The organism is Kineococcus rhizosphaerae, assembly GCF_003002055.1.
Lineage (GTDB): Bacteria > Actinomycetota > Actinomycetes > Actinomycetales > Kineococcaceae > Kineococcus > Kineococcus rhizosphaerae.
Genome location: NZ_PVZF01000006.1, coordinates 102,851 through 124,614, shown reverse-complemented (window position 1 = coordinate 124,614; position 21,764 = coordinate 102,851). Strand labels below are relative to the sequence as shown.

General features: G+C 75.1%; 25 protein-coding genes. 17 read left to right on the top strand and 8 right to left on the bottom strand.

Translation table 11 applies throughout. The annotated features are described in order from the left end of the window. Positions 1-111: 111 nt before the first annotated feature. Entirely contained in the window at positions 112-513 is a 402-nt protein-coding gene (locus CLV37_RS13125) for a hypothetical protein (protein WP_106211015.1), read from the bottom strand. A 47-nt stretch (positions 514-560) separates the two neighbouring features. Then, entirely contained in the window at positions 561-1,358 is a 798-nt protein-coding gene (locus CLV37_RS13120; protein WP_106211013.1) for an MIP/aquaporin family protein, read from the bottom strand. A gap of 383 nt (positions 1,359-1,741) precedes the next feature. On the opposite strand from CLV37_RS13120, the gene CLV37_RS13115 reads away from it, so the two are divergent. The 11 genes from CLV37_RS13115 to CLV37_RS28105 all read left to right on the top strand — a co-directional run bounded on the left by CLV37_RS13115 (position 1,742) and on the right by CLV37_RS28105 (position 8,587). Continuing rightward, positions 1,742-2,245 (top strand): Asp23/Gls24 family envelope stress response protein, encoded by a 504-nt coding sequence (locus CLV37_RS13115; RefSeq protein WP_106211011.1) that lies wholly within the window; start codon positions 1,742-1,744, stop codon positions 2,243-2,245. After that, the gene (locus tag CLV37_RS13110; RefSeq protein ID WP_211298616.1) at positions 2,242-2,658 is read left to right on the top strand and encodes a hypothetical protein; all 417 of its coding nucleotides are present in this window, start codon (positions 2,242-2,244) and stop codon (positions 2,656-2,658) included. The genes CLV37_RS13115 and CLV37_RS13110 overlap by 4 nt, the downstream gene beginning before the upstream one ends. A gap of 68 nt (positions 2,659-2,726) precedes the next feature. Continuing rightward, on the top strand, positions 2,727-2,906 hold the full coding sequence (locus CLV37_RS13105; RefSeq protein ID WP_106211009.1) for a DUF2273 domain-containing protein: 180 nt from the start codon (positions 2,727-2,729) through the stop codon (positions 2,904-2,906). Beyond that, the gene (locus CLV37_RS13100; RefSeq protein ID WP_106211007.1) at positions 2,899-3,372 is read left to right on the top strand and encodes an Asp23/Gls24 family envelope stress response protein; all 474 of its coding nucleotides are present in this window, start codon (positions 2,899-2,901) and stop codon (positions 3,370-3,372) included. The genes CLV37_RS13105 and CLV37_RS13100 overlap by 8 nt, the downstream gene beginning before the upstream one ends. Beyond that, positions 3,369-3,989, top strand: a complete 621-nt coding sequence (locus CLV37_RS13095; RefSeq protein WP_106211005.1) for a DUF6286 domain-containing protein — start codon at positions 3,369-3,371, stop codon at positions 3,987-3,989. Before CLV37_RS13100 ends, CLV37_RS13095 begins: the two co-directional genes overlap by 4 nt. After that, the gene (locus CLV37_RS13090; RefSeq protein WP_106211003.1) at positions 3,986-4,561 is read left to right on the top strand and encodes a hypothetical protein; all 576 of its coding nucleotides are present in this window, start codon (positions 3,986-3,988) and stop codon (positions 4,559-4,561) included. The genes CLV37_RS13095 and CLV37_RS13090 overlap by 4 nt, the downstream gene beginning before the upstream one ends. A gap of 72 nt (positions 4,562-4,633) precedes the next feature. Then, the gene (locus CLV37_RS13085) at positions 4,634-4,807 is read left to right on the top strand and encodes a CsbD family protein (RefSeq protein WP_106211001.1); all 174 of its coding nucleotides are present in this window, start codon (positions 4,634-4,636) and stop codon (positions 4,805-4,807) included. A 116-nt stretch (positions 4,808-4,923) separates the two neighbouring features. After that, positions 4,924-5,322 carry a RidA family protein gene (locus CLV37_RS13080; RefSeq protein WP_106210999.1) on the top strand — a complete coding sequence of 133 codons (399 nt, stop codon included), beginning with the start codon at positions 4,924-4,926 and terminating at the stop codon, positions 5,320-5,322. A gap of 120 nt (positions 5,323-5,442) precedes the next feature. Beyond that, the gene (locus tag CLV37_RS28110) at positions 5,443-6,474 is read left to right on the top strand and encodes a helix-turn-helix transcriptional regulator (RefSeq protein ID WP_211298615.1); all 1,032 of its coding nucleotides are present in this window, start codon (positions 5,443-5,445) and stop codon (positions 6,472-6,474) included. 221 nt (positions 6,475-6,695) lie between these two features. Then, positions 6,696-7,637, top strand: a complete 942-nt coding sequence (locus tag CLV37_RS13070) for a peptidase inhibitor family I36 protein (protein WP_106210996.1) — start codon at positions 6,696-6,698, stop codon at positions 7,635-7,637. Between the two features lie 134 nt (positions 7,638-7,771). Then, on the top strand, positions 7,772-8,587 hold the full coding sequence (locus tag CLV37_RS28105) for a CHAP domain-containing protein (RefSeq protein ID WP_211298614.1): 816 nt from the start codon (positions 7,772-7,774) through the stop codon (positions 8,585-8,587). A 45-nt stretch (positions 8,588-8,632) separates the two neighbouring features. Here the strand turns inward: CLV37_RS28105 and CLV37_RS13060 are convergent, their stop codons facing one another. The 3 genes from CLV37_RS13060 to CLV37_RS13050 are packed head-to-tail and all read right to left on the bottom strand — an operon-like array spanning position 8,633 to position 13,023. After that, positions 8,633-9,649, bottom strand: coding sequence for a polysaccharide deacetylase family protein (locus CLV37_RS13060; RefSeq protein ID WP_106210994.1), 1,017 nt, complete (start codon positions 9,647-9,649; stop codon positions 8,633-8,635). A 9-nt stretch (positions 9,650-9,658) separates the two neighbouring features. Continuing rightward, a complete protein-coding gene (locus CLV37_RS13055) occupies positions 9,659-11,245 on the bottom strand; it encodes a histidine kinase N-terminal 7TM domain-containing diguanylate cyclase (RefSeq protein ID WP_170127244.1) in 1,587 nt (528 codons plus the stop codon). Further along, positions 11,242-13,023 (bottom strand): putative bifunctional diguanylate cyclase/phosphodiesterase, encoded by a 1,782-nt coding sequence (locus tag CLV37_RS13050; RefSeq protein WP_106210990.1) that lies wholly within the window; start codon positions 13,021-13,023, stop codon positions 11,242-11,244. The genes CLV37_RS13055 and CLV37_RS13050 overlap by 4 nt, the downstream gene beginning before the upstream one ends. Positions 13,024-13,212: 189 nt before the next feature. Between CLV37_RS13050 and CLV37_RS13045 the strand changes: the two genes are divergently transcribed. The 6 genes from CLV37_RS13045 to CLV37_RS13020 all read left to right on the top strand — a co-directional run bounded on the left by CLV37_RS13045 (position 13,213) and on the right by CLV37_RS13020 (position 18,241). Then, complete coding sequence (locus CLV37_RS13045) at positions 13,213-14,085, top strand: sugar phosphate isomerase/epimerase family protein (RefSeq protein ID WP_106210988.1); 873 nt, start codon at positions 13,213-13,215, stop codon at positions 14,083-14,085. Between the two features lie 178 nt (positions 14,086-14,263). Then, on the top strand, positions 14,264-14,704 hold the full coding sequence (locus CLV37_RS13040) for an STAS domain-containing protein (RefSeq protein ID WP_106210986.1): 441 nt from the start codon (positions 14,264-14,266) through the stop codon (positions 14,702-14,704). A 38-nt stretch (positions 14,705-14,742) separates the two neighbouring features. Then, on the top strand, positions 14,743-15,120 hold the full coding sequence (locus CLV37_RS13035; protein WP_146149395.1) for an ATP-binding protein: 378 nt from the start codon (positions 14,743-14,745) through the stop codon (positions 15,118-15,120). A gap of 96 nt (positions 15,121-15,216) precedes the next feature. Further along, complete coding sequence (locus CLV37_RS13030; protein ID WP_106210982.1) at positions 15,217-16,197, top strand: acyl-CoA dehydrogenase family protein; 981 nt, start codon at positions 15,217-15,219, stop codon at positions 16,195-16,197. Further along, positions 16,185-17,582 carry a bifunctional PIG-L family deacetylase/class I SAM-dependent methyltransferase gene (locus CLV37_RS13025; protein ID WP_211298613.1) on the top strand — a complete coding sequence of 466 codons (1,398 nt, stop codon included), beginning with the start codon at positions 16,185-16,187 and terminating at the stop codon, positions 17,580-17,582. The genes CLV37_RS13030 and CLV37_RS13025 overlap by 13 nt, the downstream gene beginning before the upstream one ends. Further along, a complete protein-coding gene (locus CLV37_RS13020) occupies positions 17,579-18,241 on the top strand; it encodes a glycosyltransferase (RefSeq protein ID WP_106210980.1) in 663 nt (220 codons plus the stop codon). The genes CLV37_RS13025 and CLV37_RS13020 overlap by 4 nt, the downstream gene beginning before the upstream one ends. Before the next feature lie 147 nt (positions 18,242-18,388). Here CLV37_RS13020 and CLV37_RS13015 read toward each other — a convergent pair whose 3' ends face one another. The 3 genes from CLV37_RS13015 to CLV37_RS13005 are packed head-to-tail and all read right to left on the bottom strand — an operon-like array spanning position 18,389 to position 21,685. After that, positions 18,389-19,540 (bottom strand): FUSC family protein, encoded by a 1,152-nt coding sequence (locus CLV37_RS13015; RefSeq protein WP_106210978.1) that lies wholly within the window; start codon positions 19,538-19,540, stop codon positions 18,389-18,391. Positions 19,541-19,548: 8 nt separating this feature from the next. Then, complete coding sequence (locus tag CLV37_RS13010; RefSeq protein ID WP_106210975.1) at positions 19,549-20,757, bottom strand: zinc-dependent alcohol dehydrogenase; 1,209 nt, start codon at positions 20,755-20,757, stop codon at positions 19,549-19,551. A gap of 43 nt (positions 20,758-20,800) precedes the next feature. Next, on the bottom strand, positions 20,801-21,685 hold the full coding sequence (locus tag CLV37_RS13005; protein WP_106210972.1) for a Rieske (2Fe-2S) protein: 885 nt from the start codon (positions 21,683-21,685) through the stop codon (positions 20,801-20,803). Positions 21,686-21,764: the final 79 nt, after the last annotated feature.

The window sequence follows — 21,764 nt, the reverse complement described above, 5'->3', positions numbered from 1 at the left end:
GTCGAGCACGCCTGCACCGCAGGCAGGACGACGATGGCGGGGGAGGCGTTCGGGGCGTGGCGGGGCCGGGTCCAGGCGCAGGAACCGGTGCCCCGGCGCTCGCCCCGGTGCTCAGGTGACGTCGCGCAGGAGCCGGGAGATCCAGGGCCAGACGTCCCTGGCGCTGTCGACGGCTGCGTCGGCCGTGGCCAGGAGCGGCCAGAGCGAGGCCAGCAGGGCGAGCAGCACCCCGACCGCGACGAGGGTCCAGCCGAGCCAGCCGACGCGGGTGCGGTACGCCCCGACCACGCAGGCGACCGAGAGGAGCAGGGCCAGGCCGACGACGACGGTGATGCCCGCGTACGGGACCTGCAGGACCGGGCCCACGGCGGCCGCCGTGCCCACGAGGCCGAGGACGGGACCCAGGACCAGCAGGAGGGTCAGGTCGACGAGGGCGGCGCCCACCGACGCGCGCACGACGCGCGGCCTGCGGGAGACGGGGAAGCGGGTCGCGGACGCTCGGGAGCGGTGCACGGTGGGTTCCTCCTCGTGGACCGGGGACGGGCAGGGCGGTGGTCGGATCAGTCCGCCTCGGCGGGCGGTGCGGCGGGCCGCAGCAGCCGGTCGTAGAGGACCGCCGCCACGAGGCCCCCGACGACGGGGGCGACGAGGTACAGCCACAACGAGGTCGTGGTGCCCGAGACCACCGCGGGACCGAACGCGCGGGCGGGGTTCACGGCGCCGCCGGTGACCGGTCCGGCGATGAAGATGGCCGTGGCGAGGGCCGCGCCGACGGCGAGGGGCGCCAGGCCACCGGGGACACGCTCGTCGGTGGCGACGGAGATGACGACGAGCACGAGGACGAACGTCACGACGGCCTCGACGAAGAACGCCCGACCGGTGCCGACGCCGTCGGCGGGGACGGTCGCGGACAGGGCGACGACGTCGCGACCGCTGCCGGAGTACGCACCCCAGGCGGCCAGGGACCCCAGCACCCCTCCGAGCAGTTGGGCCACGACGTAGGCCGGGACGGCGCGCCACGGGAACCTCCGGGTGGTGGCGAGGGCCAGCGTCACCGCGGGGTTGAGGTGGCACCCGGAGACGTGGCCGAGCGTGGCGGCCATGGCCGCCAGCGCGATGCCGAAGGCCAGGACCACGGCCACCAGTTGGTAGACGGGTTGCGCCTGGCCGGCGCCGATGGCGGTGGCCGTCCCCGCGAGGACGAGGACGAAGGTCCCGACGACCTCGGCGGTCGCCGACCGCAGCAGCCGGGTTCCGGGACTGCTGCCGAACAGGCCCGAACCCCCTGCGGTGCTGCGCGGCCTGGACGGGCCGGACCTGCGGACCTCGACGGGATCGGACGAAGCGCGGGTGTTCACGGGGACTCCTCCTCGGGGTTTCTCGGGTTCTGGCCTGCGCGGTGCGGCGGTGTCCCGTACGTCCCCCGCGCCCGGGTTTCGGGAACGGGGTCCGGTGAGTCGTCCGGAACGGGGTCTGCGGGACGGGGTTCCGGAGAACCCGCGTCCGCGCCGGGACCGTTCCGCGGGCGGTGGACGACACCGGGTGAGAGCGCGCAGACCCGGGAAACTCACGGGAACCACTGTGTGACCTGCATCACGTCATCAGGGGCGAGGAGATGTGACACAGCTCACACGATGAACACCGTGACGAAACCGGGTTCCGGCGCTCCAACCCGTCGTGAGCGCAACCGACCGGCCGCACCGAGACGACCGGCACCTCACCACAGCAGCAGGAGGAACCCATGGCTGACACCACCGCCACCACGACCCGCCCCACCGCCGCCGGCACCGGGACGCCCGGCCTCGGCAACGGCCTCGGGAACGCCTCCCGCACCGGTACCGGGAACGGCCTCGGCAGCGACCACGGAAGCACCACCATCGCCGACACCGTCGTGTCCAAGATCGCCGGGATCGCCGCGGGTGACGTCTCCGGCGTGCACGCCCTCGGCGGTGGCGCCGCCCGCGCCGTCGGCGCCCTGCGCGAGCGCATCCCCGGCGGCCGCGTCAACCGCGCCCAGGGGGTTTCGGTGGAGGTCGGCGAGCGCCAGGCTGCCATCGACATCGAACTCATCGCCGAGTACGGCGTCCCCATCGCCGACCTCACCGCTGCGGTGCGCCGCAACGTCATCGCCTCCGTGGAACGCATGACCGGCCTGGAGGTCACCGAGGTCAACCTCGAGGTCTCCGACATCCACCTGCCCGAGGACGACGAGGACACCGAGAAGCCCACCGCGCGGGTCCAGTGACGACCCCCGGATCCCCGGGAACCCCCGTCCGCACCGTGCACCCCGGAACTCCCGGAACTCCCGGAACTCCCGCGGAACCAGTTCTGCTCGAACGGCTGGCCGACGAACTCGCCGAGGTCGTCCGTGCCGTCCCGGGGGTCAGCGCCCTGCACCCCGGGGTCCTGGGGGAGGTCGGGACCTACCTGCCCGGTCGCCGCGTGCCCGGTGTCCGGGTGCGCGAGGAGGTGCTCACCGGGCCGGCGGGCGGTGCGGGGGTGACGCCCGTGGAGGTCCACGTGGTGGTCACCGCCGCCGCCCCGGTCCGCGAGACCGCCGCTGCGGTGCACGCCGCGGTGAGCGCGACCTTCACCGCCCGGGGCGTCCGCGCCCCCGTCCTGGTCCACGTCGCCGACGTGGTGGACCCGCGGACCTGAGCCGGCCGGACCCGTCCTCCGCGACGGGCCCAGCCGGTCGAAACCCACCCACGACCTGAGGAGAACTGATGTCGTCGTCGACCACCGGCCTGCTGGCCGGTCTGCTGCTGGCCCTCATCGCCGGAACCGCCGGCGGTGGCTGGTTCCTGCTCGCCCTGCTCTTCGCCGCCATCGGCTACGGCATCGGCGCCCACCTCGAGGGCCGCATCGACCTCGGCTCCCTCCTCCCGGGACGCAGCCGTGGCTGACGTCGGCACCCTCGGCGCCCTGGACACCGCCACCACCCGGGGCGCGACGGACCCCGGCCGCCCCGACGCCGCCGAGCGGGGCCGCACCGACGTCGCCGACCGCGTCGCCGAGCGCATCGCCACCCGCGCCGCCGCCGACGTCCCCGGCTCGGTCCGCACCGGCGGCGGGACCGGGGGCGGGTCCGGCACCACCGACCAGGTCCGCAAGGCCGTGGGAGGGGCCGTGGACGACGTGCTCGGCCGTTCCCTGCCGAGCGTCGACTGCACCCGCGCCGGGGACCGCGTCCGCGTCCACGTCCACGTCGCCGCCGTCTGGCCCGTCCCGGCGGCGGAACTCGCGGCCGCCGTCCGCGACCACGTCCGCGACCGGCTGGCCCACCTCGGCGGGTACACCGTCGACGCCTGCGACGTGACCGTCGACCGGTACGTCCTGTCCGAGCGCGACACCCGACGGAGGGTCCAGTGACCAGTCCCAGCTCCACCCCGAACCTCACGGCGGTGCCCGGCGCGGGCACCGCCCACGAGGACCGTCCCCTGACCCCGGCCTCGGCCCCCACCGGCGCCGGCCGCATCGGCGCCGTCGGCCCCGTCCTGGCCGTCCTGCTCCTGGCCGTCGCCGTCGTCCTGGGCCGCGAAGCCCTCCTGGCGTGGGGCGCGTTGTCCGGCAGCCGCTGGCTGGCTCCGGCCGCCGACGGCCTCGACGGCCTGCGCCGCAGTGCACCGGTGGTCCTGGCCGCCGGGATCGTCGCCGTCGTCGTGGGTCTGTGGCTGCTCGTCAGCGCCTTCGCCCGCCGGTCCCGGCGCGCCCTGACCCTGCGCGGCGCCGGTGCGGGCGTCACCACCAGCACCCGCGACCTCGCCCGGCTGGCCACCGCCACCGCCACCGGCACCGGCGGCGTGCTCAAGGCCTCCAGCACGGCGTCCCGCCGGTCCCTGGAGGTTCACGCCCACGCGACCTCCGCCGACGTCCGGGGGTGGCTCGAGCAGTCCCTCGACGACCTGGTCGGCGGGCTGGAACCCCGGCCCCGCGTCAAGCTCCACCTCCACACGCCCCGCGTGGGCGGGAAGGACGGCACCCGATGAGCCGCAAGGTCCTGGGTCTCGACCGCTTCGCGTCCTTCGTGCTCGGCCTGGTCCTGCTCGTGGGCGGGGCCGCCGCCGTCGCCTGGTGGGGCGGGTGGCTGGCCCGTCTCGTCCCCGGCACGGGGGACCGCCTCTTCTCCGGCGCCGGTGACGCCGTGCGCGCCGGGTGGTTCGCCCCGGCCGCCGCCGCGGCCGCGCTCGTCCTGGCCGTGCTGGCGGTGTGGTGGCTGATCGCCCACCTGCCCCGCCGCGACGCCGGTGACCTGACCCTGGGCGGCAGCGACGCCACCGGCCGGCTGCAGCTGGACGCCGACGCCCCGGCCCGCACCGCCGCCGACGTGCTCGCCACCCACCCCGGGGTCCGCAGCGCGAAGGGCCGCACCGTCACCGACCGCGGCGAGACCGTCCTGGAACTGCGGGCCACCTGCGAACCCACCGCGGACCTGCACGAGGTCGCCGCGGCCGCGAACCGGATCAGCGCCCAGACCCGGCAGGTCCTCGGCCGCGACGACGTCCACGGCCGCGTGGTCCTGTCCGTCGCCCGCACCGACCGCAGCCGCCGCGTGCGCTGAGACCACCACCGGCGACCGCCGGTGGAGCCAGGAGAAACCGAGAAACCGAGAAACCGAGAAGGGGAGAGTTCCATGGGCATCGCCGACAAGGCCGAGAACGCCGCCGAGAAGCTCGCCGGGCAGGCCGAGGAGGCCGTGGGGAAGGCCACGGACGACGAGAAGCTGCAGGCCGAGGGTCGGAAGGACCAGGCGTCCGCCTCGACCAAGCAGTTCGGTGAGGACGTCAAGGACGCCTTCAAGCGCTGACGACCAGCTGCACGCAGGGGCCGGACGGGGACGTCCGGCCCTGCCTGCGTCCAGCGGTCCGCACCGGCCCCCGACCCCCTGCCGGCGCCCGGGCAGCGGCTGGCACCCTCGGGACCGTGACCAGCCGCAAGGAGACCTTCGTCTTCGACCCCGCCGACGGCGTACCGCCCCAGGTCGGCCCGTTCGCGCACGCCACCCGCCTGGGCGACCTGGTGTTCGTCACCGGGCAGATGCCCACCGATCCCGCCACCGGCCGCCTCGTCGAGGGCGGGATCGTCGAGCAGGCCGAGCAGGTGCGCGCCAACCTCGTCGCCGTCCTGCGGCAGGTGGGCCTCACCTTCGACGACGCCCTGCAGGTCCGCGTCTACCTGCGGAACTTCGACGAGCACTTCGAACCGTTCAACGAGCGCTACCGGACGTGGTTCGCGGGTCCGCTGCCCGCCCGGACGACCGTGGGCGTGACGGGTCTGGCCGTCGGCGCCCTCGTCGAGATCGATCTGATCGCCGGCCGGTGACCGGTAACGGCCGCACCCGCGTCCGGGGCCGTCCGCGCGACGACGGGTAGCCGCCGGTGGAGCGCGGGCGGTCGTCACGCTGCGGGTGCAGGAGATCACCGGTCGTGCTACGCCGTTCGCATGCTCACCGAGGCCCGACTCACGCTGGTCCGCGACCTCGGACTGGAGCTGCTCGACGCCGAAGCCCCCCAGCAGGTGGGGCTCGGCCTGCAGTTCCTGCAGCGCCTGGTCCCCGGGGACGTCGCCGCCGACGTCTTCGTCGACGGCGCCGGACGCGCGCACATCACCGAAGTGCCGGAGCTGCTGGTGCCACCGACGGCGACCGACCCCCCGGACGTCGTCCTGACCAGTCCCGCCATCCCGTACCTGCTGGCCCACGGCCGGCTGCCCGCGAGCCGCGTCGAGGACCTGTGCAGTCCACGGGAGTGGGCCCTCAACCCGATGCGCCGCGAACTCCTCGTGCCCCACGGCGTCCCGCACGCGCTGCTCACCGCGCACCTGACCACCGTCCCCGGTGGGTCGCCCAGCATCCGGTGCTGGGGCGTCAACCGCAGCCGTCCCTTCCGCGACGAGGACGTCGACGCCCTGGCCGCCTTCGAGCCCTTCCTGCGCCGTGCCGCCCGCGACCGGGCCCGCGAGGCCCTGCTGCTCGACCTCGACCACGCAGTGGCTTCGGGATCCGGCCTGCTCCTGTTCCGCGCCGGGACGCTCAGCTACTGCAACGACGAGGCGGCCGAGCTGCTGGAGTCCCACCGGGTACCGGTGGAGACCGTGGCGCACCTGAGCCGCGACGTCCTCAGCGCCACCCAGCCGAACGGGACGCTGCCCACCGCCCGCGGCGGTCTGCGACTGCGGTGGCGTCCGGCCCTGCCCGGGCACAGCGCCCTCGTGGTCTCCGAGGCCCCGGCGGCGTCGGCGGAGCTGCCACCACTGACTCCTCGCCAGTACTCCGTCCTGGCCCACCTCTCCCACGGCAGGACGGCGGTGGCCATCGCGCACCGGTTGAGCGTCAGCGAGCGCACGGTGCACAAGCACCTCCAGAACCTGTACCGCACCCTCGGGGTCAACGACCGGCTCAACGCCGTCCTGGTCGCCCGCTCCCTGGGACTGCTGCCGGTCCTAGCGCCGTCCCCGCCGTCGGAGCGCCGCTAGCAGCACGCCCGGGCGTCGGGCGCGGGGACCCGTGGACAGGCGCCCGGACACCGCCGGCCGGTCGCCCCGGGAGGTGCCGTAGCCGAGGTGGCCGTCGAGCGCAGCCGAACACCGGTGAGTACGCAGTAGTGCGTACGCGTGCTGTCCGTGGACCCCGGTGAGGACCTACAACGTCTGTGGCCCGCTCGAGCGGGGCCCCGCCGCGTCCGAGGAGATCGACGATGAGAACCCGTACCGTCCGAACCCTGGCCACGCTCACCGGCCTGGTGGCGCTGACCGCCCTGACCGCGGTGGGCACCGCCGCCCCCGCCGGGGCCGCGGTCCGCGACGGGACCTGCGAGTCCGGGGAGTTCTGCTACTACTACAACAGCAACCAGTCCGGGGCGGTCTCGGACTTCCGCGACTCCCTCGACGACTACGGAACGTCCCAGCCGACCTGCTTCGAGTTCCGGGGAACGGGGGCGGGGCGGGGGCTGTGCGTGAAGAACAACGCCGCCTCGGTGTGGAACCGCACGTCGAAGACGGTGCGGGTCTACTACAACAGCAACTTCGCCGGCGCCCACCAGGACTTCGCCGCCGGTACCAGGGGAAACCTCAACGCCACGCTGAAGAACAACGACGCGTCCCACGAGTTCCTCACCGCCCCGCCCGTCTCGGGCTGCGCGACCGACGGCACCGACGAACGGCCCCCGACGTCCATCCTGGTCTACCGGGTCGCCCTGAACCGGGTGGACCGCGTCCCCTTCCAGACCTACGTGAAGAACGTGCTGCCGAACGAGTGGATCGCCAGCTGGCCGAACGCATCGCTGGACGCCGGTGCCGTCGCGGTGAAGAACTACGCCTGGCACAAGGCCCTGCACTCGACCAGCAGGACACCCGCGGGTCAGTGCTTCGACGTCCGCGACACCACCGCCGACCAGCGGTACGTGCCCTCCTCGGCGCGCGCCTCCACCAGTGCCGCCGTCGAGCGCACGTGGAACACCCGGCTCCTGCGCAGCGGCAGGATCCTGCTGGCGCACTACTGCAAGTCGCCCACCGCGTGTTCCGGCTGGGTCCAAGGGGACTGGATGTCCCAGGAGGGTTCCCGGGACCAGGCTGCCGCGGGCAGGTCGTCCGCGACGATCCTCAGGTCGTGGTACCGGGACGTCGTCGTCGCACCCTGACGAGGCTGCGCGGGCCACGTCCGGCACCCGGGCCGGCGAACCGCTCCGGCCTCCTGCACCGACACTGCAACTCGTCGGCACCCCCACTCGATCGGTTCTCCCCGAGAGCCGGTCACCCCTGCAGAGGAGAGACCGTGACCCAGCGCAAGACCCGCCTCCTGATCGCCACCGCCCTGGTGGCCGTCGTCCCCTCGCTCACGTCCGCTGCCTCGGCGCAGGCGGCCTCGCGGGACGGCACGTGCGACAGCGGGGAGTTCTGCTACTACTACAACAGCGGCCAGGCGGGTTCGCTGTCCGACTTCACCACCTCGGTCAGCGACTACGGGAGCACCCAACCGCAGTGCTACGACTTCAAGAGTGCCGGCAGTGGTCAGGGGATCTGCGTCAAGAACCACGCCGCGTCGGTGTGGAACCGCACGGGCAAGACCGTCCGCGTCTACTACAACAGCGGTTTCGGCGGGACCCACCAGGACATCGGTACCGGCGTCAGGGCCGACCTCAGCGCCACCTTGAAGAACGACAACGCTTCCCACCAGCTCCTCACGACCGTCGTCGCGGGGCAGACCCCCCGCAACGACTACGACGGCAAGGCACGCGGGTTCGCGCAGGACAACTGCACCGCCTTCGCGGCGTACCGCATCGCCACCCGCCTCGGGGTGCCGGCGTTCTCCAACTCCTGGAAGACGCACTGGGGCGATGCGGGCCACTGGGACGACGCGGCCCGGGCGGTGGGGGTCAGGGTCGACAAGACCCCGACCGTGGGCGCCGTCGCCGTCAACGACGTCCACAAGGTCGGGCACGTCGCGTACGTCAACAGGGTCTACAGCGACGGTTCCTTCGACGTGGAGGAGTACAACTGGAACTTGGACGACCCCCGGAGCTACGGGACCCGATCCCACGTCCACGTCAGCGGGGCCCAGCGGGACTTCCAGTGGATGCTGCACTTCTGACCCTCCCGGGGGGAGGGGGAGGGAGACCGGTGCCCGCCGGCCGGTTCACCCCACGCGGCGCAACGTCGTGTTCGAGGTCCACAGCCGCACGCCGGCGTCGAGGACGGCGCGGTCACCGGGCGCGTCCGGGTCGGGGTCGGTCCCGCCGAGCCAGGCCCACGCCGCGGGCGGGCGGCCGATCACCTCGGTGAGGCGGCGCAGGGGGCCGGTGACCTCGGCCCGCACGGCGTCCGCGTCGCGGACGTCGGCCGAGGCCGCGTGGGTGGCGGTGTGCCCGCACACCTCGTGCCGGGTGGACAGGTCGGCGAGCTCGTCCCACGTCATCGCCAGCGGCCCGTCGGGCACGTCGAGCACCCCGTACTCGTGGGCCCGGGCGAACTCGCGCTGCCGGGCGGCGGGGACGTCGAGGAACGCGGTGGGCGGGTAGAACCAGCCCACGAGGCCGAGGTCGTCGAGCGCGGGCAGGGCGACCTGGACGGCGCTGGCGAAACCGTCGTAGAACGCGGGGACGATCCCGGGGCGCGGATCGGGCCAGCGGCCGGTGTCGAGGAACGCGTGCACGTCGGCGGCGGTGACGGGGGCGAAGCGCTCGGCGTACCAGGCGAGGTCGGCGTGGATCTCGGCGGCGCGCACCAGCGGGGTGTCGTGGTGGTTGACGACCCGCAGCAGCCGGCCGCCCACGAACGCGTCGCGGACGGCGGTGGTCTCGGCGTCGCGGGCGGCGCGCGCCGGCAGGGGCGTGCCGGTAGGACGCCACGCCGCGAGCCGGGTGGGGCCGGCGTCGGCGTCCGGCGCGCGGGCGGGGGTGGGACGCAGGTCGAGGTCGCCGAGGACGGCGAGCACGTCCTGGACGGTCACGTCGGGGTCGGCGGCGAGCAGGACGTCCCAGGTGGTCCGGACGCGGTCGGCGAGCAGTTCCCCCTCGGGGGAGCGGGCGTCCCCGGCCCCGGGTTCCAGGCGCAGGTAGGTGGCGACGGCGGCGCGCTCGGCGTCCTCGGCCGCGACGGCCCGGGCGGCCCGCAGGACATCGGCGGCGGTCTCGGGGGGTGGAGGGTTGGGCACGGGGCCGTTCTAACCCCGATCGGCCGGCTGCGCGTCCCGGGAGTGCACCACGCGGTCGCGCCCGCTCTCCTTCGCCTCGTACAGGGCCGCGTCGGCGCGGGCCAGGACGTCGGCCAGGCCGGTGCCGGGGTCGGTCACGGACGCGGTGCCGACGGACACGGTGCGGCGCACGGTGTCCGCCGGGGTTCGCACCCGGACGGCGGCGCAGGCGGCGCGGACGTCCTCGGCCCGACGGGCCAGGGTGCCGGGGCGGGCGCCGGGCAGGACGAGGACGAACTCCTCCCCGCCGGTGCGGGCCACCAGGTCGCCCTCGCGCGCGGCGGCCCGCAGGGCGTGGGCGACGGCGACGAGGACCTCGTCCCCGACGGCGTGGCCGTACCGGTCGTTGACGGACTTGAAGTGGTCGACGTCGACGACGAGCACCCCGACGGGTCCGTCGGGCGAGGCCAGGCGCAGCAGCTGCGCGGCGGCGGGGTCGAGGTGGCGGCGGTTGTGCAGCCCGGTCAGCGGGTCGCGCACGGCCTCCTCGGACAGCCGGGCCTGCAGCTCCTCGAGCCGACGGCGGGTCTCGACGAGGTCGGTGATGTCGCGGGCCACCAGGACGCGCCCCAGGGCCCGGCCCCGCCGGTCGGTCAGCGCGGTGACCTTCACGCTCACGTGGTAGCCGGGGGTGTACTCCAGGACGTAGTCGAGCGGCCCGCGGGTCAGGTCGGCCAGGGCGCGGTGGGTGAGGAACTGCGAGGCGGCGACGCCGACGGGGTCGGCCGGCAGGTCGGGACGGCGGGCCGCGAGGAAGGCGCGGCCGGAGGCGTTCACGTCGACGACGGTGCCCTCGGCGTCGATGACGACGACGTGGTCGTCGATGGTCTCCAGGACGGCGGCGCGGGCGACGGGGACGGTCCGCAGCAGGCCCAGGCGCAGCACGACCCACGCGTCGAGCAGCCCGGTGAGGGTGAAGAACAGCGGGGTGAGGTCCTGCCCGGACAGCACGTGCGCCCCGCACAGGACGGCGACGTTGCCGGCCAGCGGGAACGTGCTGGCCAGCAGCAGCCCCCCGGCCTGCGGGCGCAGGACGGCCGAACCCGTGAGCCACGCGCGGGCCAGGCGGACGGCGGCGTCGGTCAGCAGCAGGTAGCACCACGCGGTGTGGACCCAGAACAGCGGCCCGAACCGGTCGTCGTACCAGGGGGCGTGCCCGAGCGGGACGATGCGCGTGAACACCAGGTGGTGCAGCGGGTCGGTGGCCACGGCGAGCAGGACCGCCGCCGGGACCGCGACCAGGTGCGCGACGTGCGCGCGCGACAGCCGCAGGTGCGGGTCGACGACGAACCGGGCCAGCAGGTGCAGGCTCACGACGGCACCCAGGATCGTCGCGAACGAGGCGTAGGTCAGGCCGTCGTGCAGCCCCTGCGGCAGCGGCAGGTTCTGCGGCGCGCAGACCGCGGCCCACACCGCCAGGCTGGCGGCGGCGGCGGACAGGGCCCGCGCGGCGGGCGTGCGGGTGCGGTGCCGCCAGGCCAGGACGGCGGTGGCGGCGTTCAGCAGGGCCCCGGCGACGAAGACCACGGTCAGGACGTGGGGCACGGTGAGGTTCACGCGGTGACTGCCTCGACGACGGTCCCGACGGTGGTCCGGGCGACTTGGCGGGCGGGCGCGGCGGCGAGCAGCTCGTCCAGGGGGAGCGGGCGGGAGAACAGGTACCCCTGGGCCAGCGGGCACCCCAGGCTCGCCAGCAGCGCGGCCTGCTCCTCGTGCTCGACCCCCTCGGCGACGACCTGCAGCCCCAGGGCGTCGGACAGGGACAGCAGCGCCTGCAGCAGCCCGGCCCGGCGTTCGGAGGTGGTGATCTGCGCGGTGAACCCGTGGTCGAGCTTGAGGTAGTCGGCGGGCAGGGTGTCGAGCCGGCTGAAGGCGGAGTACCCGGTGCCGAAGTCGTCGATGGCCACGCGCACCCCCGCCGAGCGCAGGCGGTGCAGGGCCTGCAGGGCCGGGCCCGAGGACGCGTCGAGCAGGCTCTCGGTGACCTCCACGACGAGCTGCTCCAGCGGCCAGCCGCTGGCGCGGACCGCGGCCAGGGTGCGGTCGCCGTACCCCTCGGCGACGAGCTCGCGCCCGGAGACGTTGACGGTGAGCAGCAGGCCGGGGCCGTGGACGCGGGCCAGCTCGACGGCGCCGCGGCAGGCGTCGGCCAGCACGGCCGCACCCAGGTCGAGGATCAGGCCGGTGGTCTCGGCGACCGTGATGAACTCGTCGGGCCGCACGAGGCCGCGCTCGGGGTGCAGCCACCGGGCCAGGGCCTCGACCCCGACGAGGGTGCCGGTGGCGGGGGAGACGACGGGCTGGAACCAGGCCCGCACGTCGCCGGCGGCGAGCGCCTGCGCGAGGTCGTGGGCCAGTTCGGTGCTGTCCAGGTCGTCGAGGCGCGAGCGTCCCCGGCCGGCGAGCTTGGCGGCGTACAGCGCGGTGTCGGCGCGGCGCACGAGGTCGGCGCCGCTCTCGCCGGGCAGGTGCCCGGCGACCCCGGCCGAGCAGCCCGCCCCCGCGAGGGTGGCGCGCAGCCGGTCGACGAGGTCGAGGGCGGCGGCGCCGCTGCACCCGGGCAGCAGGAGGGCGAACTCGTCACCGCCGTACCGGGCGAGCACGGCGCCGGCGGGCAGGCCCTCCTGCAGCTGCGCCGACAACTGCTGCAGCAGCCGGTCGCCGGCGGCGTGGCCCTGGCCGTCGTTGACGGTCTTGAAGTGGTCGACGTCCAGGAGGGCGGCGGCCAGCGGGGCTCCGTGGCGGGTCCGGAGCAGCTCGGCGTCCAGGGCGGCGTCGAAGCCGCGCCGGTTGCGCAGGCCCGTGAGGCTGTCGTGCTGGGCGTCGGAGGCCCGGCGCACGAGGGCGCCGACGACGACCGTGATCACGACGCACACGACGGCGAGGGTCGCGCCGACGCCGGGGGTGACCCCGGCGCGGCCGTGCAGCGCCCACGCCGCGGCGGCGAACAGGCTCAGCAGGTGCGCGATCCCGGAGGCCCAGCCGAAGAAGAACATCACGTCGATGGCGACGAACGAGTAGACGGTGGTGAGGGCCAGCGCGGTGGCGGTCGTGGGGCACAGCGGGACGGCGAGGGTGATGAGCAGCGTCCCGGCGGCCGCGGCGCCGTGGAACGCCACGCGCGGCAGGTGCCGGCCCCAGCGCGCCAGCAGGAGGCCGCCGAGGACGGCCGCCGTCGCCAGCACGAGCAGGACGGTCCGGTCCCGGGGGTGGGGGAAGGGGGCCCAGCCGATCACGGCGAACGCCGCGGTCCCGCCGGCGGTCCAGAAGGCGCCCGCCGTCAGACCCATGACGCGGGTCGTCGCGAAGAGGGGGGCGGAGGACGCGCGAGCCACGTTCGTACGTCGGGCTCCCCGGAGGGCTTCTAGAGGTGGTCCACCCGACCGGAGCAGCACCGGCGGGGGTCGCGAGCCGGTCCCGGAGGGCGGAATTGTCAAGACATCTGTACGTGGCTCTATCCTGTCCGTCGAGGCAGGGACGCCCCTCGCCGACAGCGCAGTCACGGACACGGAGGCCCGCCCGTCATGGTGAAGATCGCTCTCGACCCCACCCCCTTCCACCCCGACCACGACCTGCTCGAGCTGCCGGACCTGGTGGCCCGCGCCGGGTACGAGCACTTCCAGCTCGCCCCGCACGCCGACGTCGCGCCCTTCTTCCGCCACCCCAAGGCCGACGACGGCCTCGTCGCGGCGCTGCGCAAGACGGCCGCCGACGCCGGGGTCACCATCACGTCCCTGCTGCCCGTGCAGCGGATCTCCTGGCCCGACGAGGACCAGCGCGTCGCGGCCGTGAAGAACCTCCGGCGCGTCCTGCAGATCGCCGTCGACCTCGGCGTGCAGGTGCTCAACACCGAGTTCAGCGGCCGGCCCGAACGTTCCGAGGACTCCGAGGCGGCGTTCTACCGCTCCATGGAGGAGATCGTCCCGGTCCTCGAGCGCGAGGGGCTGCGGCTGAACCTCGACCCCCACCCCGACGACTTCGTCGAGGACGGCCTCGAGGCGTGGCGCGTCGTGCGCGGGCTGAACACCGACCACGTCGGGGTCGTCTACGTCGCCTCGCACACGTTCCACTACGGCGACCGGGCCACCACCCTGCTGCCGCTGGTCGGCGAGCGCCTCGGCGCCGTCTACGCGGCCGACACGTTCGACCACCGCCGCTCGCACGGCCTGCGCTACATCTCCAACCCGCCCGGCAACGCCGCGCGCGTGCACCAGCACCTGCGCATCGGCGCCGGGGACGTGGACTGGGCGCAGTTGTTCGGCACGCTCAAGGCCACCGGGTTCCTCGACCGCGAGGACGCGATCGTCGTGTCCAACGTGTTCGCCGAGGACGAGACGGCCCTGGAGACGTCGGCGTACCAGCTCCGGACGCTGCGCGAGCTCATCGCCGGCGCCTGAGCCCGCCCCCGTGCCGGGTGGGGGCGGCCGGTCGCACCGGAACGGGCCCGCCGGTCGGGCGAACGGCCACCCCGGGGGGGCTGGGGTGGACCCTCCCGTGGGGGTACGGTCGGGGCACCGGCTCGAGCACAGGGCGGGGCCTGCACGACCACGCGGACCACACAGAGGAGGGACCAGCGTGTCGACGCCGTCTCCGGAGCCTTCGTCCCCACGATCCCCCGACCTGCGCGAGGACCGTCCCGACGGGCTCGTCACCGTCGAGCGCGACGGCGACCGCGTCCTCGTCCACCTCTCCGGCGAGATCGACGACGAGCTGCGCCTCGACCTCGACGAGGCCGCCGCCCGCGTCGGCACCCTGCTGCGCAGCCGCCCGCGCGCCGGCGGGGACGCCGTGCACGTCGAGGCCACCGGCGTCAGCTTCATGGATTCCGCCGGGGCCGCGTTCCTGGCCCGCCTCGCCGTCCTCGCCCGCCCCGCGCGCGTCAGCGTCGCCCCCAGCCGGACCGTCGCGTTCCTCCTGGACGTCACGGCGCTCGCCGACGTCCTCGACGTCACCGGGGACGTCATCGAGGACGTCACCGGGGACGTGACCGACCCGGACGGGCGCGCGGGGTTCTGACGAGCGTGGACGCCGATCCTCGGCGACGATCGACGTCCATGTGCGAGTGGTTCCCAGCAGCTGAGTCCACCGTCGTGGTGGACCGGTCCGCGGCCCGCCACGCGCGGCGCTTCCTCGACGACCACTGGTGCGTCGAGCACGCCTCCCTCCTGCGCCCGCACGCCGAGCTGCTCGTCAGCGAGCTCGTCACCGAGGCCGTCACCCACGGCACCGCGCCCGTCGTGCTGCGGATCGAGTGCGAGGGCGACGACGGCGTCACGATCGCCGTCAGCGACCGCGACCCCAACGGGCCCCACTTCCGCACCGTGGGGCCCGACGACGCCCACACCACGAACCTCGTGGAGGTCCTCAGCGACGAGTGGGGCGTGCGGACCCGCCCGGGCGGCAAGACGGTCTGGAGCCGGCTCGTGGTCTGACGTGCCGAAGGACGGCGCCGTGGTTAGCGTGCAGGCGTCCTTCCGTGCAGACCGTCGCGGAACCGTTCACGTGCCTGCTCGAACCGGAGGTCGGCCGTGTCGTCCGTGTTGTCCACCCCGTCCCCGCCAGCGACCGTCCCGCCCGCCGTCGAGGCCGCGCTGGACGTCGCGCGACGGCTCACGCGCGAGGTCCCGCTCCCCGCGTCGGGCCGGACCCGCCGCCGCTGGCAGGTCCTGGCCACCCTCGCCGAGCAGGACCTGACGGTCGCCCGGGTCGTCGAGGCCCACCTCGACGCCGTCGCCGTCCTCGCCGAGGCCGGCCTTCCCGTCCCCGAGGGCTCCACGTGGGGCGTCTTCGCCGCCGAGGCCCCCGACGCGGTCCTGGAGTCCTCCGGCGGCCGGCTGACCGGCCGCAAACCCTGGTGCTCCCTGGCCGGCGTGCTCACCCACGCCCTCGTCACCGCCCACACCCCGGCAGGACGGCGTTTGTTCGCCGTCGACCTGCGCGGTCCCGGCGTCCACGTGGAGGAGGGCGCCTGGCACAGCCGGGGGCTCGTCGACGTCCCCAGCGGGCCGGTGCGCTTCGAGGCCGTGACGGCCGAACCCGTCGGGGAGGCGGGCTGGTACCTGCGTCGCCCGGGGTTCGCCCACGGCGGGATCGGGGTCGCCGCGTGCTGGTTCGGCGGCGCCGCCGGGGTGGCGGGGCCGTTGCTGCGCAGCGCGAAGGACGACCCGCTCACCGAACGCTCGCGCGGGACCGTCGACCTGCGGCTGCGCTCGGCCCGGCTCGCCCTCGACGCCGCCGCCGACGACGTGGACGCCGGACGGGCCACCGGCACCGCGGGTGAGCTCCTGGCCCTGCGCACCCGCTCGATCGTGGCCGGGGCCGCCGAGGACGTGCTGACCGAGGTCGGTCACGCGCTCGGCCCGGCACCCCTCGCGTTCGACGCGGCGCACGCCGCCCGCGTCGCCGACCTCACCGTCTACCTGCGCCAGCACCACGCCGACCACGACGTCGCCGCGCTCGGGCGCGCGGTGGGCGCCGCCGGGCGGGAGGACACCTCGTGGCCCTGGTGAACGACGACCCCGCCGTCCGCTCCTCCCACGACGAGTTCACCCACGACAGCCCCGGGACCCCCGAGCAGGACTGGGCCCGCTGGCCCGGGCTGCGCGATGTCCCCGCCCTCGACTGGGCCGGGGTCGAGCACGTCCTCGTCGTCGCCGCCCACCCCGACGACGAGACCCTGGGGGCCGGGGGGCTGATCGCCACGGCCGCCGCCCGCGGGCTTCCCGTCGACGTGGTCGTGGCCACCGACGGGGAGGGGTCGCACCCCGCCTCCCCGACGACGACCCCCCGCGAGCTGGCCGAGCGCCGGGGCGAGGAGGTGCGCCACGCCGTCTCGACGCTGGCCCCCGGCGCGCACCTGCACCGGCTGCGCGTCCCCGACGGCGGGGTGGGCGGGGACCGTGCCGTCCTCGCCGCCCGGCTGACCCGGCTCGTGCGCGGCGGCACCCTGCTCGTCGCGCCGTGGACCGGTGACGGCCACCCCGACCACGACGTCGCGGGGGCCGTCGCCGCGCAGGTGGCTGCCGAGCGGGGCGCGCGGTGCGTGCACTACCCGGTGTGGGTGTGGCACTGGTCGCACCCCGGTGACGTCCGGATCCCGTGGTCGCGCGGGGTGAGCCTCGACCTCGACCCCGACGCGCACCGCCGCAAGCAGGAGGCGATGGCGGCGCACGTGTCCCAGACCGAACCCCTGTCGGCCGCACCCGGCGACGAGGTGCTGCTGGCCCCGGGCGTCCTCGAGCACTTCGGCCGAGACGCCGAGTTCTTCCTCGCGGGTCAGGGGGCCGGCCGCCCCCGCAGCCTCGGCGCGGAGTTCTTCGAGGGTTTCTACGCCGAGCACGGCGACGACCCCTGGGGTTTCGAGGACCGCTGGTACGAACGGCGCAAACGTGCCCTGACCCTGGCCTCGCTGCCGCGTGAGCGGTTCCGCAACGGCCTGGAGATCGGTTGCAGCGCAGGTGTCTTCTCAGTGGAACTCGCGCAACGGTGCGAATCTCTGCTCGCGGTCGACATCTCGCCGTCCGCGCTCGAGCGCGCCCGGGCCAGGGTCCCGCAGAACGTGCGGACGCAGGTGGCGCGGGTCCCGCAGGAGTTCCCCGACGGGGAGTTCGACCTCGTCGTCCTGGCCGAGGTCGCCTACTACTGCGACCCCGACGACCTGCGCGACCTCGTCGAGCGGCTGCGGGCCTGCCTCAGCCCCGACGGGGTCCTGGTGGCCTGCCACTGGCGCCACCTCGTCGAGGACTACCCCCTCACCGGGGACGAGGTGCACCGGACCCTGCGCGGCGCGGCGGGCCTGGACCTGCTCGCCCGTCACGAGGAGGAGGACTTCCTGCTCGACGTCCTCGTCCCGGCCCCCGTCGTCTCGGTCGCCCGGGCCGGGGGACTGGTGTGAGGATCTCCGTCGTCGTCCCGGCCCGCGACGAGGAGACGACCATCGGCGCCTGCCTCGACGCCCTGGCCGCCGCGGCCCGGCACTGCCCCGTCCCGGTCGACGTCGTCGTCGTCGCGGACCGCTGCCAGGACCGGACGGAGCGGATCGCCCGCGCCGCGGGGGTGCGCGTGCTGCTCAGCGGGGCCGGCCAGGTCGGGGCCGCGCGCGCCGCGGGGGTCCGGGCCGCCCGGGCCCTCAGGCCGGTGGAACCCGCGGACGAGCACTGGATCGCCAGCACGGACGCCGACTCCCTCGTGCCCGCCGGCTGGCTGGGCTGGCACGCGCAGATCGCCGCCGCCGACGTCGACCTGCTGCTGGGCACGGTGCGGCTGGCCGGGCCCGCCGGGGCGCACCGGGCGTGGCGGGAGCGGTACGCGGCGGGGGAGTGGGCCACGGGGCACGTGCACGTCCACGGCGCGAACCTCGGGGTCCGCGCCTCGACGTACCTGGCCGCCGGGGGTTTCCCCGCACTGCCCGCCCACGAGGACCGGGCGCTCGCCGACCGGGTCCGCGCGCTGCCCGGCGCCCGGGTGCTGGCGTCCTCCCGGTTCCCGGTGACCACGAGCGACCGGCTGGTGGGCCGTGCCCCCGAGGGGGTCGCGGCCGACCTCAGCGCGTGAACCCGGCACCCGCTCCACCTCACCGCGATCAAGGAATTCCTCACCGCGATCAAGGAAGAGGCTCCCACGAGGGCGGGCGATTCCTCGATCGCTGCGTGGACTTCCTCGATCGCCGGGGGGGTCTCCTCGATCGCGGAGGGAGTGGGGTCAGTGGGAGGGGCGGCGCACGCGGTGGCGGGTGAACCGCTGCGGGTCGGGGCGGGCCCACGGCGTCGGCGGCACCCCCTCGGGGTCGGGGGTCTCGGCGGCAGCGGGGTCGAGCGCACCCAGGCAGCGCCGCAGCGACGTCACGACCGCCCCGGCGGTCTGCCGGTCGCGGGCGGTCTGGAAGTGCGCCGCGTGCTCCACCGCGGACAGGTGCTGCACGTGCCCGCGCACCGACCGCAGCCGCTCGTCCAGGACCCGCGCGTCCGGGTCGCCGTCGGGGTACTCGCGCAGCAGCCGCGCCAGGGCCACGAGCGCCGCGGCCGTCGGCCACCGCAGCCCGGCCTCCAGCGCCACCCCGCGGTCGGCCGGCGTCTGCACCTCGACGAGCAGCTCGGAGAGTTCCTCCACCCGCACCGCGACGTTCTCCAGCGTCACGCCGGCGCGGTGCTGCACCCGGACGCGGTCGAGGTTCCGGCGGGCCCTGACGTTGCCCCGCAACGACTCCTCCGTCTCCTGGCGGGTGGCCCGCAGGGACTCCCGCACGGGCGTGACGGCCCGCAGCCGCTGCTCCCACTGCTGCGCCGACGGAGGGTCTTCGTAGCGCAGACCCGCGGCCAGGTCGTCGAGCTGGTCGGCCAGCACCACCGCCAGCTGCCGCAGGGCACGCTCGGAACGGGCCAGGGGGACCGAGGGCAGCGCCGCGTTCACGGCGACGGCGACGCACCCGCCGAGCAGGGTCAGGGTGCAGTACGCCAGCGCGTACCGGACGGGGTGCTGCGCACCCGCGACCAGCACGAACACCCCGACGGTCAGGACCCAGCTGCCCTGCCCCTCGAAGACCCGCCACCCGGCCAGCAGCGTCGCCAGGAAGACCACGACGGGGATGACGAACAGGTCCCGGCCCAGGACCTGCGAAAGTCCCAGTGAGAGCAGGGCACCGCACAGGATACCCGCGACGGCCAGCACCGAGTTCCGCACCGAGCTGCGGACCGTCGAGTACGACCCGACGACGGCACCCAGCGGCGCGAAGTACGGGTAGGTGTGCGGGACCTCACCGGGCAGGTTCAGGGCGACGACCCAGGCCAGGGTGGCGGCCAGCGCGGTGCGCGCCGCCAGCCCCAGCCGGGGCCACCGGGCGAGGAACTGCCTCACGAGGACGGTCAGGGTTTCAGGACGACCTTGATGCAGCCGTCGCGCTTGGCCTGGAACATCTCGTACGCGTCGGGAGCGTCCTCCAGCGGCACCCGGTGCGTGGTGAGGTCGTCGATGCCCAGCGGGTCCGCCGGGTCCTCCACGAACGGCATGAGGTCGTCGATCCAGGTCTTGACGTTGCACTGGCCCATGCGCAGCTGGATCTGCTTGTCGAACATCGTCATCATCGGCATCGGGTCGGCCTCACCGCCGTACACCCCGGACAGCGAGATCGTCCCGCCGCGGCGGACGGCGTCGACGGCGGTCCGCACCGCCCACAACCGGTCGATCCCGCCGGTCTCCATGACCTTCTGCGCCAGGGCGTCCGGCAGCAGGCCCACGGCGGTCTGCGCGGCCTTGGCGACGACGCCCTCGGCGCCGCCGTGGGCCTCCATGCCGACGGCGTCCAGTACGGCGTCCGGGCCACGGCCGTCGGTGCGCTCGCGCAGCTGGCCGGGGACGTCGGCCCCCGAGGAGTCGGTGAGGTCGATCGCGGGAACGCCGTTGCGCTCGGCCATCGCCCGACGTTCGGGCACGGGGTCGACGCCGACGACGTGGTAGCCGAGCTGGCGGCCGATGCGGGCGGCGAACTGCCCCACCGGTCCCAGGCCCAGGACCGCGAGGGTCCCGCCCTCGGGCACGTCGGCGTACTTCACGCCCTGCCACGCGGTCGGCAGGATGTCGGACAGGAACAGGTACCGCTCGTCCGGCGCCCCGCCGTCGCCCTCACGGCCGACCTTGATCGGGTTGAAGTCCGCGTGCGGGACGCGCAGCCGTTCGGCCTGCCCGCCGGGCACCGACCCGTACAGGGAGGTGTAACCGTACAGCGCGGCGCCGCTGCCCTTCTCCCGGACCTGGGTGGTCTCGCACTGCGTCGTCAGGCCACGGCTGCACATCCAGCAGTGCCCGCAGGAGATCGTGAACGGGATGACGACCCGGTCACCGGGGACGAGGTTCGTGACCGCCGGCCCGACCTCCTCGACGATCCCCATGGGTTCGTGCCCCAGGACGTCACCCTTGGCCAGGTAGGGGGCCAGCACCTCGTACAGGTGCAGGTCCGACCCGCAGATCGCGGTCGAGGTGATCCGCACGACCGCGTCGGTGGGTTCGACGATCACCGGGTCGGGCACGTCCTGGACGGCGACCGACCGCTTGCCTTGCCACGTCAGAGCTCTCACACGTTCCTCCTACCCGTGCCCGGCCGCGGGAAACGGGTCCCGCTCACAGCGGCGGCCCCACGACGCGGGCCAGGACGCGGCCGTCGGCGACCTTCGTCTCGACCGTGGGCTGCGGGGCCGTGGCCGGGCCGTCGAGCACGTCGCCGTCGGCGAAGCGGAACTCGCTGCCGTGCCAGGGGCACGTGATGGTCGTGGCCGCACCCGTCCCCTTCACCTCGCCCTCGTGCAGGGCGGCGCCCAGGTGGGTGCAGGTGTCCGTCAGCGCCAGCACCTGCCCGCCCCGGCGCAGGACGCACAGCGGCGCGTCGCCGATGCGGCGCAGCGCGGGGCGGCCCTCGGGCAGGTCGTCGAGGGGTCCGAGGTCGCTGAACTCCTTGCCGTCCCCGGCCAGGTGCACGAGGTGCTCGGCGTGGTTCGGGCCCGCGGCCCAGCGGTAGGCCAGGTGCCCGCCGAGCGCCCCGGCCGCCCCCGCCACGGACGTGCCCGCCGTCCGCAGCAGCCGGCCGTGCCGGCGGGAGAACAGGGACGCCGTCCACAGCGCGGCGGCCAGCGCGTTGCCGGCCGCGTGCACGATCGCGGTGCGCTGCTGGTCGGGGTGCAGGTCGACGTAGTCGGCCCAGCCGGCCAGCGCCGTCGGAGCGACGGCGGCGACGCTGACGGCCGCCAGCCCGCGCGCGGGCGCCTCAAGGGCCGCGCCGCCGGGGGTCACGGTCGCGACCGCGTCCAGCAGCAGCGCCGAGACGGACGTGCCGATCGGCAGCTGGGCCAGCGCCGGGTGCGCGGGGTGGCCCGCGGGACGGCCGTGCAGCAGGGCGCGGACGCTCCCGCCGGGCAGGAGGCGGTCGGCCACGTCCTTGGCGCGCGCGGCGACGGGGTCCAGCGCCGTCCAGCGCGAGGGGGCGTCGAAGAGCGAACTCAGCAGGGGCATGGGTCCGTGCTACGCCGCCCCGGGGCACCGCGCGCGCCGAAACCCGCCGGAGCGACGACGGTCAGCCCCTCAGCGCGGG